Raw genomic sequence first — 13,441 nt, forward strand, 5'->3', positions numbered from 1 at the left:
GACGGTTCTCAACTCTCGATCTGCGGGGACTGGTTGGCCTGGCGACCATTTCCGGAAAGCGCCTTCAGCACGTCGATCCTCTCGCCGAACATGGCGACCGATCCATCCTTCAGCACCATGATCTTGTCGACACATTGCAGGAGTGCGGGGCGCTGGGTGATGGTGACGGTGGTGATGCCCTGTCTTTTTGCATGTAGCAGCGCCTTGGCCAGCGCCTGTTCTCCCTGTGTATCGAGGTTGGAGTTCGGCTCGTCCAGCACCACGAATTTCGGATCGCCGAAGAAGGCGCGGGCAAGCGCAATGCGCTGTTTCTGGCCGCCGGAAAGCGGCGCGCCATCGGCGGCGACCACGGTTTCATAACCCTGCGGGAAACCGGCGATCAGCTCGTGCACATCGGCCAGCACCGCGGCCTCGTAAATCTGCCGGTCCTCGATATCGTCGCGCATGCGGCAGATATTGGCCTTGATGGTGCCGGGGAAGAGCTGCACGTCCTGCGGCAGGTAACCGATGCTTTCACCGAATTGCCGCTGGTCCCAGTTGCGCAGATCCATGAGATCGAGGCGCACATTGCCTGATGTGGGCAGGATGGAGCCGACCAGCATCTTGCCGAGCGTTGTCTTGCCGGAACCGGAATTGCCGATGATGGCGAGCGACTCCCCCTTTTTCAGCGAAAAGGAAATGCCGTTCAGGATTACCTTCTTCTGCGGCGGCGGCACGAAGAGGATGCGCTCCACATCGAGACGCCCTTCCGGATTGGGCAGGCGCAGGCGCGGGAAATTCAGCGGCGAATTGATGAGAAGCTGCTTGATGCGGCCATAGGAGGCGGCAGATCTGTTGAACTGGTGCCAGCCCTCGATCGCTCCTTCGATGGGCGCCAGCGCCCGGCCGGAAATGATGGAGGCCGCGATCACCATGCCGCCGGTCAGTTCGCCTGATAGCGACAGATGCGCGCCCCAGCCGAGCAGCGCCACCTGGGTGATCATGCGCGCCGCCTTGGAGATGCCGGAGAACATGATGTTGCGGTCCTGCGCCGCCACATGCGATTTCAGCGAGCCGGCGGTTTCGCGGCCCCACATCTTCACGGCTTCGGGGATCATGGCGAGCGCATTGATGATCTGCGAATTGCGCGACATGGAATCGAGGTGGAAATTGGCGCGGCTGAGATAGCCTGACGCCTCGGAGAACTGCCTTGCCGTGAAGCGCTGGTTCAGCCAGGCAATGCCGAAAAGCACCACGCAGCAGACCATGATGATGATGCCGAGATGGGGATGCACGAGATAGACCACCACGATGAACAGCGGCATCAGCGGCGCATCGAGAAAGGCGATCAGCGTGCCTGACGTGATGAAGGAGCGCAATTGCTGCAGATCCTGCAATATCTGATAGTCCTTGCCGCTGCCATGCAGCGACGCGCGGGCGGCAGCCGACAGGATCGGCGCACCAAGCTGCACCTCGAGTTCGACGGCGGTGCGCATCAGGATAAAGCGGCGAATGGCGTCCATGAAGGCCTGCAGCAGAACCGCGCCGAGAACGGCGACCGTCAGCATGACGAGCGTATCCATGGAGCGGCTGGTCAGCACCCGGTCGGAAATCTGGAACAGATAAAGCGGTATGGCGAGTACCAATATGTTGATCGCGACGGTGAACAGCATCACCACCACCATGTTGCGCCGCACGGCGGCGATGCCCTTGGCAAGGCTTGCGGCGAAATTGATCGGCTCGCTGCGTTTGTGGAAACCGCTCTGGCTTCCGCCACCGCCGCCACCGCCGCCACCGCCGCCGCCATTGTCCGAGGGTTCCTTGCCGTTTCCGCCGCCGCCGGTTACCGGCCGGCGTTCGTTTTCGCGGATCGGTCCGTCATTATTGTCGATGGTTTTGACAAAAGGCAGATCGGGTGAATTCTTCAGCTCAGCATTGTCGATCTTGGCCTGGGGTTGCGGCGGCGCGGGTTGCCTGTCCGGCTGCGGTGCTGGCTTTTCCTGCGGGGCGCTCCGCAATTGCGGCGGCTGCGTGGTCTTCAGGGAGGGTGGGAAGAGGGGCTGTGTCGCTATTGTCCCGGGGGATGTTGCGGCTGCTTTTTCCGCCTGTTCCGCACCGGATAATTGACGCAGGTTTTCAACGGCTTCGTTGATGGCTGAAATACAGGCGTCCGTCAGTTTGCTGTCTTCCGCGTCCTGATCCAGCGGCAAGTCCAGTGAACGCCCGTCGGCAATTGTTTTTCTTGAAATATGATCCATTTTATATCGGTCCCCTCGGTGATCTTGCGGTGTTTGCGGTTCCGCCTGCGGCGGGGCGTTTTTGCCGCCCCACTTGCCAGGTGTTACGCAACGACCGTCTGCATGACGTCGGCCGGATGGGCATTCGACCATGACAGGTCATGACCGGCATTGATGACGCCATTGGATTCGTTTTCGATGGTGGCGGGATCGTCGTGAAGAAAGGCGATGACCTCATTCGCCAGCTGGCCGGACTGCGCCGGTTGCGACGTATCGTTTTCGATGATGCCGCCCTGTATCAGGATGGCGTCGGAATAAACGCCGCCGGCCACATAGGTAGTGGAGCCGAAGCTGTCGTAATCGACGATCTGCGCCAGATTGACCACGGCATTGCTGCCGGTATCGATATGGACGGTGGCGTCCTCGTTGTTTTCGAGAACCTTGGCGGCGGCCTGCGTCACATCGTCGGAATCGCCCAGTACGCTCACCTGTTTTATGATGCTGACATCATAAAGATTGCCGGTGATATAGAGGACGTTCAGACCCTGATAGCCGACGAAATTGACGTCATGAGCCAGCGCATCCGGCATGTTGGGATCGCGTTCGTTGATGGCGTTTACCGTCTGGTTCATATAGTCCGGCATGGTTTCGAAACGGTCGTTGCTGCCGACATTATGGATGGAAGCATCGTTCCACAGCAGGTTGTTACCGGACTGGACGGTGGCGCCATCGGGCGCATCGGGATTGGCGCGGACCCAGTCATTGTCGTAGAGCACGGCGATCTGGCTGATGATGTTCATGTCCAGCACATTGCCGCCGACGATGATCAGGTCGTATTGCATGCCGATGCCGAGGAAATTCGCGATGTTGAGCGCGGCGTTGCCGCCGGTCAGCAGGCTGACGGTGGCGCCGGATGTGGTGATCGTCATCGTGTCGTTGTCGCTGACGAACTGGTATTGCTCGATCCAGTGCACGAAGGAAACGTCGCCTTCCAGCACGCTGACGCGCCAGGCGGTCGGAAATATCGGCGGCTCGCCGTTATCCTGGCTGTTGTTTTCCGCGGCTTCGGCGCCCGGATAGACGCTGCGCTCGAAGCTGGCGATATTGAAGGCCGCCGTCGCGGCCTGGTCGTCCGACCGTGTGAAAACGGCGTCGATCTCGTCCCGGTCGCTATAGATATAGGCCTGGGTGATCGCATCGATCTGGTGATAGTCGCCCATGACGGCGGTTACCGACGTCATGACACCGGTATTGACCAGCGTGGCGATGTTGGCGACGACATTGGCGCCTGCGGCTACATCGAGGCTGTTGCCGGCGGGGCTGTCCTCATGCAGCGAAACATCGCTCTTTTCGGGCTCTTCCGCCGGTTTGGCGATACCGCGATCGGGCATGTAATCGTCGAGCACCGGCTCTTCGCTGGCTACCGCGCCGTTGATGTAAAGTCCGTTGATGTTGTTGCCGGCCAGAACGAAATCCTGGTCTGCGCCGGTGCCGAGCGAGGTGACGTCGTTCTCGCGGGCGTGGTCGATGAAATCGTGCGCGGATTTGGCGAGCGTCTGCAGGGCGTCGTAGCTGTCGGTGCGCTGGAAACCGGCAAAAGGCGTGAAGACGGACGCTTCATTGTAGAACTCGACGGTGCGTTCGGTCACGAATGTCGTGTCGCGGCCCGCGTAAGGACCGTCAGTCATGTTCAGGTAGTCATCGTCCTGAAGAATGTTGACCTGCGCGACATGTGCAATGACCGAGCCGGGACCGGTGTGAACCACCAGTTCGCGTTCCTCTTCGAATGAGAGGCGGCCGGGGAACCGGAAATTTACGCCGGAAATATCGACCGGAATGGCATTTGCAAGCTGCTGCATGTCGTATTCGACAGCGCGGGCGAAATGCGGCCGGATATAGTCGAAATCATAATAACCGGCGCGGTATTTGACGCCGGGATCGTAGTCCCCGAGCGGAACGTCGTAGTTCTTGTCGAGCAGCTTTGCCGCTTCATCATCCGGCAAGCGGTCCGGATCGGAATATGCCGGGCCTTCGGTATAGTTGCTTCGCAGACGCGCTTCCTCGATCACCGTGTCGAACAGGCCGATGAAATGCGCAATCATGTCCGAAATCTTGTCGATATGCATTGGAGACCCCTCCCTGATCATCGCGGCAGAGCCTGGGGTGCGGACGGCACACGTCCTGGAGGCGGTGCTTCGTTTTGCGCAAACCCGGTCCTTTAACCGCAAACTGCACCGGCGGATGCCGGTGCAGCTCTTTTCGTCAAGAGGTGGTTATCAGGACTGATCCTCACCGACATCGGACACATGCGAGTTACCGCCTGTGATCGTGACATCAACTGCGTTGGAGAGCATGTTGGCGCCCTGCACCAGTTCCAGATGGAAGCCGGAATTTGCAAGGATTGCCGATGCATCCGCAGTGCTGGTGCCTGCTGCATCGTCGCCTGCCTTGAGGTCCCATCCCTTGCCGTCGATGCCTTCCGCGCCATAGGCGTCGCCGGCATTGGCGCTCAGATGGTTTTCCGCACCGCCATTCTGCATCTTGATGTCATAGGCCTCATCCTGGTCTGCCAGGTGGTTGGCCTGCACCATGCTGAAGCCGGTGTCGTTGCCATCGCCGTTGAGCGAGCCGTTGAGGATATTGTCGACATCGAGGGTGAAGGAGAAGTCGTCACCCAGGTTGAAGGTGAGGTCTCCGCCGGCGATGCCGAGATTGCCGACATCCTTGACGCCCGTGATGTTGCCGAAGTCGTCATCCGACTTGTAGAAACTGTCTGCGGAGTTGAAGCTGTCGGAGGTCGTCGTGGTCGTGGTGGTGGTGTCGTTGTCGGAATAGGAGAACGTCTTGTTGTCCGTATCCGTAATCGTCTTCACATTGGTATCGTTGTCGCTGTACGACTTGCTTTCATAGCTCCAGTCGTAGTCGACCTTGATATCGGTGTTGGTTTCGGTGCTGGTCTTGGTGGTCGTGTCGTTGTCGCTATAGGACTTGCTGTCATAGCTCCAGTCATAGTCGTTGTCGCGATTGTCACCGTTATTGGCGGAAACATCGACCTTGGCGTCAACATCCACATTGGTGCTGTTGTCGCTGTTGTCGTTGTTGCGGTTTTCGCCGTTTGCGGTGCCGACGTTGCTGTCTTCCACCTTGGCGTCATTGGTCGCCGTATTGGCGAAACCATCGGAAAGCGCGCCGATCTTGGTGATGTCGTCGTCGCTGCCGGATGACTTTGGATCATAACCCATTTCGATTTCCTCCGAAAAAGCTCGGAGCAGCTTTCGAAATCCCTCTCATCTCAAACGGGATTTTTTCGCGCTTGCCCCGGGTCGCATGAAGATTGACGTTTTGCAGATGCACTCGATACGCATCATCTGCGGTTCGGTATCGGTCCGTAACCGGACTCTTGTCGTTCAGCCCTTGTGCGCTACTCGGTAAAACGGCGCACAAATCCGTTCCTCGTTCCAGGAGGGGAGCGCGGTGGCTTCGTCTTTTCGCTTGCATGTTTCTTGAAAAGGGACCGGCGTTTTCAAACACACGTCAAAGGCCGGAAGTGTCTTTCCGTTGGCCGCCGTTCAGCGACGGTCAGACTGTGCCGTAGAAAAATTGCGCTTCCTAGATATCAATTCGGGTTAAACATATCGGCGTGTCACCCCGAATATATATGCCGAAAGGAGCGATCCGGCGGATCGTTTCATCGGTTCGGCGGCAAATAATGGCCGTTTCGCTGGAACAGGGCGGATTTTTCGAGAAATATGGTTTATTTCGACGGGAAAGGGCTCTCGTCCCGAAATGGCACGGTTTCCGGCTTCGTTCGTCGGAGAGCTATGTAAAGGGATATCAACTATAAGTTATATTTTCCCGGAACACAAAACCGCGGCGAAAGCTTTTCCGATGCCTTTGTTTTTGCACCGGTTCCAGGATGAATGATTCTATCTCCGCGTAACCTATTTTGTATGTCAATTGTAAAAAATAACCCGTTTGGGCCATTTATTTACACAGCTTTTCGTATTAGCGTGTGTGAATTAACGGGTAATTAATGATAGTTGACATGGCCTAAAGCGGAGAATCGCCCCCAAGTATTCAGGGGAAAAGATAGCCGGCGGACAACAGACTGCGCAACCAAAAGAAAGTAATGCGTAAGCGCTTGAGGGAGGCGTCAATGTTCATGGGAACGTCAGATTATGCCGCAAAACAAAAAAACACCGCTGCTCCTATAAATGGAACTTTATTGGTCATCGCGGATCCGGACCTGTTTTCCGAGTGCCTCATGGAGGCGCTGGGCAAAAAGTTCCCCACATTCGCGGTGGTAAGCATAACCTCGTCGGCAGGGATCGACGATGACTACGGTAATAATGTCCGGCTGGTTCTGCCTTACCGGATGTCGGGCGAGCGGCTTCATGCCGTTCTTTCGGAGGTGCGGGAAAAGCATCCCGATGCGCCTATCGCGCTCGTCGTCGAAACCATCGATAAATTCGAGGAGCCGCTGAAAAGGCTGGTAGGGACGCGTGTCATCGATGGCGTGCTGCCGCTTAATCTCAGGCTGGATGTCTTTATGGCGGCCGTCGATCTGCTTATGAAGGGCGGGGAGCATTTTCCCGCCGCTCTTCTCGGCAAGCTCACGCCCTATTCCGCATCGGTCAACGGCAAGAGCGTTCAAAGCAGCGCCGTAATTGCCAACCGCGCCGATGCCCTTGCTGCAAGCAGGAGCGAGGTGGCGGTGCTGACGACGCGCGAGGTACAGATCCTCGACCTGCTTTGCAAGGGAACGCAAAACAAGATCATCGCTGATCGGCTGCATCTGTCCGAGAACACCGTCAAGGTTCACGTTCGCAATATCTATAAGAAAATGAACGTGCGCAACCGCACGGAGGCGGCATCGCGCTTCTTCAACAAGGATGAAGACGCGACCTTTTCCGGCGGCTGGAAGAACTGAGCGTCAGGACGGCAAGAGCCGCCCGGACGCCAGTTCCCCCAGTTTATTGAGGCTCAGGGCCTCAGGAAGCAGCGGGATTTCTGCCCGAATCCGCTCGGCGAGCAGATATAGGGAGAGGAACCCGAATAGGACTGCCGCGATATGGCTGGTGTGCCCGACGCATCGGCAACAAGCGTAACGGCTGCGTTGCCGGCTTTTTGATAACCGTAAGACGCCTTTGCCGGGGCAACCCGGCTCTTGATCGTAGCGGTATTTGCCGATGCGGTCTTGATGAGAACGGTGTCTTCGACGACGGAGCATGAAGCCGTGGCGAAGGTGAAAGTTGCAAGTGCTGCGGCAACAAGCGCGAAGCGACAATGGCGGGCTGCTTTGCCGCTATGGGAATAAGGCATTTCATTCGTCATGTATGTCCCCTGAAATCGACTGTCTGTCGCATCTCGCCGGGCGGTTTTGTTCCCGGTGGACCGAGCCTTACAAAACCAGGATAGCCCCGACTGGTTGAGCGAAGCTTGCGCTAATGCTCAATAAGAAAGGCATAATGGAGGCGTAGTTAAAAAGTATTAAATCAACAGGCTATTTCGAGTAATTTTTGGTAATCAATTGTAATATTTCGACAAAATGAAGTTGACCTGTTTTCCGCTGCGCTTATCATGAAAGTTGAAGTTTATCTGATCGAAATATTAAAACCTCCAGAAGAAGTAAAAACCGGAGGATGATATTCAAGATATCGCACAATTGGGAGTTTGATCCAGTTTAGTCGAATCAGCCGCGCTGATTCCTCATGGGGAGGAGTGTGTAATGCGTAATTTCGTTCCCGACGAACACGACAACGGCGTCACCATCTACTCCGAATGGAGACCTGGCCAACGCGTTCTCGTCAATGGCGGCGCCGGTTTTCTCGGTTCCCATCTTTGCGAGCGCCTGCTGAGCTGCGGTCACGAGGTGATCTGTCTCGACGATCTTTCGACCGGACGCACCGCGAATGTGGCACATTTGCGGGACAATAAGCGGTTCTTGCTGGTTGAGCACGATGTGCGCAAGCCCTATGACATCGATGTCTCGCTGATCTTCAACTTCGCTTCACCGGCTTCACCGCCCGACTATCAGCGCGATCCGGTTGGCACATTGCTCACCAATGTCCTTGGGGCGGTCAATGTACTCGAAGTGGCGCGCAGATGCGGTGCAACCGTCGTGCAGTCTTCGACATCGGAAGTTTACGGCGACCCGCATGTCAATCCGCAGCCGGAAACCTATTTCGGCAATGTAAATACAATCGGGCCGCGTGCTTGTTACGATGAGGGGAAACGCAGCGCCGAAACGCTGTTTTTCGATTATCACCGCAGCTTCGGCGTCGATATCAAGGTGGGACGCATCTTCAACACCTATGGGCCGCGCATGCGACCCGATGATGGACGCGTGGTTTCGAACTTCATCGTCCAGGCGCTGAAGGGTGCCGACATCACCATTTACGGCGATGGCAGCCAGACCCGTTCCTTCTGCTATGTCGATGACCTGATCGACGGTTTCCTGCGTTTTTCGGCCAAGCCGAAGGATTGCACCGGCCCGATCAATCTCGGCAACCCGACGGAAATTCCGGTGCGGCAGCTCGCCGATATCGTCATCCGGATGACGGGTTCCCGTTCACGCATCGTGCATCTGCCCGCCGCGATCGACGATCCGCAGCAGCGCCGCCCGATATTTCGCGGGCAAAGGAACTGTTGAGATGGCAGCCGCGCGTGCCGCTCGAAATCGGCCTGGAAAAAACCATCGCCTATTTCGATGCGTTGCTGGCCGGCAAGGCTGTGGCGGAGGCCGTATGAGATGCCCCGCACGATCCTCGTCACGGGCGGGGCCGGATTCATAGGCAGCCACATCTGCAAGGCGCTGGCTCAATCCGGCTTCCAGCCGATCGCTTACGACAATCTTTCGACGGGCCACGCGGATTCGGTCCGCTGGGGTCCCTTCATCGAGGGCGACATTCTCGACCGGGGCCTGCTGAAGGCGACGCTCAGGGAATTCTCGCCGGCCTTCGTCATCCACTGCGCCGCCAACGCCTATGTCGGTGAGTCCGTCGAGGATCCGCGCAAATATTATCGCAACAATGTCGGCGGCAGCCTGGCGCTGCTGGATGCCTGTCTCGACGCAAATATCGGCGGGCTGGTGTTTTCTTCCAGCTGCGCCACCTATGGCGTGCCGCCGCAATTGCCCATCCGTGAGGAAACGGCGCAGATGCCGGTCAATCCTTACGGGCGCACGAAGCTGATCTTCGAAATGGCGCTGGAAGATTATGCCGCTGCCTACGGCCTGCGTTTCGTGGCGCTGCGTTATTTCAATGCCGCCGGCGCCGATCCGGACGGTGAGCTTTACGAACGCCATGAGCCTGAAACCCATCTGATCCCGCGGGCACTGATGGCTGCCGCCGCACGGTTGCCGCAGCTCGACGTCTTCGGGGCGGATTACGACACCAGCGACGGCACCTGCATTCGTGATTACATCCATGTCAGCGATCTCGCCGATGCGCATGTCGCCGCCGTCAACTATCTTGCCGAGGGCGGCGAGACGCTGCGCGTTAATCTCGGCTCCGGTCACGGCACGTCGGTTGGCGATATCATCCGGGCGATCCACCGGGTCACGGGGCAGGAAGTGCCGGTTCATTTCGGCGCAAGGCGCGCCGGCGATCCGCCCGCCCTGTTTGCGGATATAAGGCGTGCGGAAGAAACGCTCGGCTTTACCCCGAAGCGCTCGGATATCGACACCATCATCCGGACGGCCGGTCCCGGTTTCGGACTGGAGGTGCGGTCATGACAGCCCGCTCCACCCCTTCCGTTCCCTCGGCCCGTGTGTACACCGCCGCCAGCGACTTGCGGATGCTGCCGGTTTTCGCCGGCTGGAACCGCATGGCCTATCTTCTCGGCATCGGCGGCTGGCTGGTGACGCTCGCCTACTTCTGGATCTGGTGGCTCGATCGCGATCGCGTCATCGACTGGCCCTATTACACCGTCGTCACGACGACGCTTGCGTGGATCACGCTTCTGCCGTCCTATTTCATCTTCATCTTTCTCAACGCCAGGGTTGTCGACCGGCGTTCCCCGCTGCCGCGGGGCAGGGTGGCGATGGTTGTCACCAAGGCGCCGTCGGAACCTTTCGCGGTGGTGCAAAAGACGCTGCTGGCGATGCTGGAGCAGAAGGGCCTGGAGTTCGACGTCTGGCTTGCCGATGAGGCTCCGGATGCGCAAACGCTGAAATGGTGCGGTGCGCACGGCGTTTTCGTTTCCACCCGGCAGGGCGTTACGGAATATCATCGCAAGACCTGGCCGCGGCGCACACGCTGCAAGGAGGGCAATCTAGCTTATTTCTACGATCACTACGGTTACGAGCGTTATGATTTCGTCGCCCAGTTCGATGCGGATCATGTGCCGGAACCGGATTATCTGCGCGAGATCATGCGTCCCTTTGCCGATCCGGAAGTTGGATATGTGTCGGCCCCGAGCATCTGCGACGCCAATGCCGGTGAAAGCTGGGCGGCGCGTGGCAGGCTTTATGCCGAAGCGAGCCTGCATGGCGCGCTGCAGCTGGGTTACAATAGTGGCTGGGCGCCGCTCTGCATCGGCTCGCATTACGCCGTGCGCACGAAAGCCCTACGGGAGGTGGGCGGTCTCGGGCCGGAGCTTGCCGAGGATCATTCCACCACGCTTCTGATGAACGCCGGCGGCTGGCGCGGTGTCCACGCCGTCAATGCCATCGCCCATGGCGACGGGCCGGTGACCTTTGCCGATCTCATCGTGCAGGAATTCCAGTGGTCGCGCAGCCTGATGACCATTCTGCTGCAATATTCAAGGCACTATGTGCCGAAGCTGCCGCCGAGGCTGAAGTTCCAGTTCCTGTTTTCGCAGCTCTGGTATCCCTTGTTTTCGGGATTCATGGCGCTGATGTTCGTGCTTCCCGCCGTTGCGCTGATACGCGGCCATGTGTTGGTCAACGCATCTTACCCGGCGTTTCTGGCGCATTTCCTGCCGGTTTCGCTGATCATGATCGTGTTCGCCTTCTTCTGGCGGGCGACTGGCGCATTCCGGCCGCATGATGCGAGGCTCTTCAGCTGGGAAGCCATGGTGTTCCTGTTCCTGCGCTGGCCCTGGTCGCTGATGGGCGTACTGGCGGCGATACGCGACACGATCCGTGGCGATTTCGTCGATTTCCGCATTACGCCCAAGGGTACGCAGGCAAAACCGCCGCTGCCGCTCAGGGTCGTCGCGCCTTACATCGGGCTGGCGGCGCTCAGCCTCGTGGCCATGGTTCTGGCGCCGCGTGAAAACGGGGCGGAGGGCTTCTTCGTCTTTGCCGCCATCAATGTGGTGATCTATGCGGGGCTTTCGGTATTTCTGCTCATCCGCCATGCGATTGAGAACGGTCTGCCGAAGCTGCCGGCCCTGCGCGGGGGAGCGACCGCCGCCGCCTGTTCGTTGCTGCTGGTGGCCGCAAGTGGTGCAGAACTCAGCACCCACGCCATTGGCGGGCTGGAAGCGCTGTCGCACGGGCAGCCCTATGTCAGTTTTACCGAAACGCGGTTCACGGTCGCCGGTGCGGGCGTGGAAGGCGCGAGATCGGTGCGTCTGAAACTGCGCATTGCCGTGCCGGGACTGCGCGGACCGCAGGAAATGCAGGCGGAACCCATTGTACCGCCGCCGCCGGCGGTGGCAACCGGAGAAATCATGCTGGCCGACAATAGGGTCGGGCAATGAAGGAGGAGGCTGTGATGAAAACAACAATAAGCAAATGCGGATTCTCCGCTTTCGTACTCTGTCTTGCGGTGGTCGCGCCAAGCGCCGTCCACGCTGCAGGCGGCACGAAGACGCCGAAACCGCTCAGAACCAGCGAAGTCGTGGATATGTACTTCGACAAGACCTGGAAATGGGATACGGGCGGCGGACGCTTCATCGCCCAGGACCGCAAATTCATCGCCGCAACGGAAGAAAAAGGCACGAAGTCCATCGGTGAAGGCCGCTGGACCGTCGATGCCAACGGCACCCTGTGCATGCGCGCCACCTGGAAAAGCGCGGCAGGAAACGGCAAGGCCGATACCTGCTTCGACCATGGTCGCATCGGCAAGGTGCTCTACCAGCGCAAGCAGGGCGGGCCATGGTATGTGTTCCGGCACAACCCGCCACGCCCTGGCGATGAGTTCCTCAAGCTCGTCCGCAAGGACGACGTGACGCCGCAGATCGCCGCCTACGACAAGGCGATGACGGCAACAAGGTAGGGAGTAAGGTGTCATGCAGATAACAAGAAGAACACTTCTGTTCGCAAGCGGTGCCGCCGCAGCCTTTACCGCCGGCATGTATCCGGTGCTCAAGCTCGACGCACAGGGTGTCGCCCCGATGACCTCGACGGGCATGAAGACGCTTGCCGACAAAAGACCGACATTACATGCGGATGGCATTCGTTTCGGCGCCTACGATCCGCATGGCGATTTCACCGGCCAGGCCGGGGTGGCGACGGAACATCTGTTCCTGCCCTGGGAAGACGTGGATCTCGACAGTCTGGCACTTGCGGATGCCTACGCCCTGGAGCGCAAGCGCAACGTGCTGATCACGGTCGAACCCTGGTCCTGGGACGTTAACTGGCGGCTCACCTCCGACGAGTTGCGCCGCAAGGTGATGAGAGGCGACTATGACCAGAACATGCAGGCGATCGCCGCCCGCATGTCGGCGATGAAGAGCCCGCTGATCCTGCGCTGGGGACAGGAAATGGAAGACACGTCAGGCCGCTTCTCGTGGTCGGGCTGGAACCCGCGTGATTACATCGCGGCTTATAAACGCATGGTGGACATGACCCGCAAGGCGGTTCCCGGCGTCAAGGTGATGTGGTCACCGAAAGGTCTGGATGGCCTGCGGGCCTACTACCCCGGCGACAGCTACGCCGATCTGGTCGGTCTCTCGGTCTTCGGGCTCGAGGATTACGACAAGATCGAATATGGCGGCCCGAAGACCTTCACCGATCTGCTGCGCAAGGGCTATGGGCTTGTCGAAACCTTCAACAGGCCGGTCTGGGTTGCTGAACTGGGGTATGAAGGCGGCGATTCCTATGTTCGCCCATGGATGAATGACGTGACGCTGAAGCAGGCGGATTTTCCGAAGCTGGAAGAGGTCGTCTATTTCAATGACAAGGATGTTCATCCCTGGCCGCACAATCTCGGCAGACCGGACTGGCGCGTCGTGCGTCCGGCGAAGGTCTGATCGACGTCGAAAACCGGCGAGCGGCAATGCCGCTCGCCCGGCAATCCGATGTCAGCTATCCG

The 13,441-nt window shown here is 58.7% G+C and carries 9 protein-coding genes and 1 pseudogene; 6 read left to right on the forward strand and 4 right to left on the reverse strand.

All coding sequences use genetic code 11. The features are described 5' to 3' along the window. Window positions 1–8: 8 nt before the first annotated feature. The 3 genes from N5D22_RS26480 to N5D22_RS26490 all read right to left on the reverse strand — a co-directional run bounded on the left by N5D22_RS26480 (window position 9) and on the right by N5D22_RS26490 (window position 5,458). Window positions 9–2,237 carry a type I secretion system permease/ATPase gene (locus tag N5D22_RS26480; protein ID WP_279658884.1) on the reverse strand — a complete coding sequence of 743 codons (2,229 nt, stop codon included), beginning with the start codon at window positions 2,235–2,237 and terminating at the stop codon, window positions 9–11. An 83-nt stretch (window positions 2,238–2,320) separates the two neighbouring features. Further along, entirely contained in the window at window positions 2,321–4,342 is a 2,022-nt protein-coding gene (locus N5D22_RS26485) for a hypothetical protein (RefSeq protein ID WP_279658885.1), read from the reverse strand. Between the two features lie 150 nt (window positions 4,343–4,492). Beyond that, a complete protein-coding gene (locus tag N5D22_RS26490; protein WP_279658886.1) occupies window positions 4,493–5,458 on the reverse strand; it encodes a fibrinogen-binding protein in 966 nt (321 codons plus the stop codon). 914 nt (window positions 5,459–6,372) lie between these two features. Here N5D22_RS26490 and N5D22_RS26495 point away from each other — a divergent pair. Beyond that, complete coding sequence (locus N5D22_RS26495; RefSeq protein ID WP_279658887.1) at window positions 6,373–7,146, forward strand: response regulator transcription factor; 774 nt, start codon at window positions 6,373–6,375, stop codon at window positions 7,144–7,146. Window positions 7,147–7,199: 53 nt separating this feature from the next. Here N5D22_RS26495 and N5D22_RS26500 read toward each other — a convergent pair whose 3' ends face one another. After that, complete coding sequence (locus tag N5D22_RS26500; RefSeq protein ID WP_279658888.1) at window positions 7,200–7,550, reverse strand: hypothetical protein; 351 nt, start codon at window positions 7,548–7,550, stop codon at window positions 7,200–7,202. Between the two features lie 394 nt (window positions 7,551–7,944). On the opposite strand from N5D22_RS26500, the pseudogene N5D22_RS26505 reads away from it, so the two are divergent. From N5D22_RS26505 to N5D22_RS26525, 5 genes and pseudogenes are all read left to right on the forward strand, one after another. Beyond that, window positions 7,945–8,966, forward strand: a pseudogene (locus N5D22_RS26505) (UDP-glucuronic acid decarboxylase family protein). A gap of 1 nt (window position 8,967) precedes the next feature. Next, a complete protein-coding gene (gene galE, locus N5D22_RS26510; protein WP_279658889.1) occupies window positions 8,968–9,951 on the forward strand; it encodes a UDP-glucose 4-epimerase GalE in 984 nt (327 codons plus the stop codon). Next, entirely contained in the window at window positions 9,948–11,885 is a 1,938-nt protein-coding gene (locus tag N5D22_RS26515; protein ID WP_279658890.1) for a glycosyltransferase family 2 protein, read from the forward strand. The genes galE and N5D22_RS26515 overlap by 4 nt, the downstream gene beginning before the upstream one ends. A gap of 14 nt (window positions 11,886–11,899) precedes the next feature. Continuing rightward, window positions 11,900–12,403, forward strand: coding sequence for a DUF995 domain-containing protein (locus tag N5D22_RS26520; protein WP_279658891.1), 504 nt, complete (start codon window positions 11,900–11,902; stop codon window positions 12,401–12,403). A gap of 13 nt (window positions 12,404–12,416) precedes the next feature. Beyond that, the gene (locus tag N5D22_RS26525; RefSeq protein WP_279658892.1) at window positions 12,417–13,379 is read left to right on the forward strand and encodes a glycoside hydrolase family 26 protein; all 963 of its coding nucleotides are present in this window, start codon (window positions 12,417–12,419) and stop codon (window positions 13,377–13,379) included. Window positions 13,380–13,441: the final 62 nt, after the last annotated feature.

This window comes from Agrobacterium sp. GD03872, assembly GCF_029840625.1.
Classification (GTDB): domain Bacteria; phylum Pseudomonadota; class Alphaproteobacteria; order Rhizobiales; family Rhizobiaceae; genus Agrobacterium; species Agrobacterium fabrum_A.

What these genes read in the sequence shown, in the direction of transcription:
- N5D22_RS26480 (WP_279658884.1), bottom strand. Translation starts at nt 2,237, where the DNA reads ATGGATCATATTTCAAGAAAAACAATTGCCGACGGGCGTTCACTGGAC.
- N5D22_RS26485 (WP_279658885.1), bottom strand. Translation starts at nt 4,342, where the DNA reads ATGCATATCGACAAGATTTCGGACATGATTGCGCATTTCATCGGCCTG.
- N5D22_RS26490 (WP_279658886.1), bottom strand. Translation starts at nt 5,458, where the DNA reads ATGGGTTATGATCCAAAGTCATCCGGCAGCGACGACGACATCACCAAG.
- N5D22_RS26495 (WP_279658887.1), top strand. Translation starts at nt 6,373, where the DNA reads ATGTTCATGGGAACGTCAGATTATGCCGCAAAACAAAAAAACACCGCT.
- N5D22_RS26500 (WP_279658888.1), bottom strand. Translation starts at nt 7,550, where the DNA reads ATGACGAATGAAATGCCTTATTCCCATAGCGGCAAAGCAGCCCGCCAT.
- galE (WP_279658889.1), top strand. Translation starts at nt 8,968, where the DNA reads ATGCCCCGCACGATCCTCGTCACGGGCGGGGCCGGATTCATAGGCAGC.
- N5D22_RS26515 (WP_279658890.1), top strand. Translation starts at nt 9,948, where the DNA reads ATGACAGCCCGCTCCACCCCTTCCGTTCCCTCGGCCCGTGTGTACACC.
- N5D22_RS26520 (WP_279658891.1), top strand. Translation starts at nt 11,900, where the DNA reads ATGAAAACAACAATAAGCAAATGCGGATTCTCCGCTTTCGTACTCTGT.
- N5D22_RS26525 (WP_279658892.1), top strand. Translation starts at nt 12,417, where the DNA reads ATGCAGATAACAAGAAGAACACTTCTGTTCGCAAGCGGTGCCGCCGCA.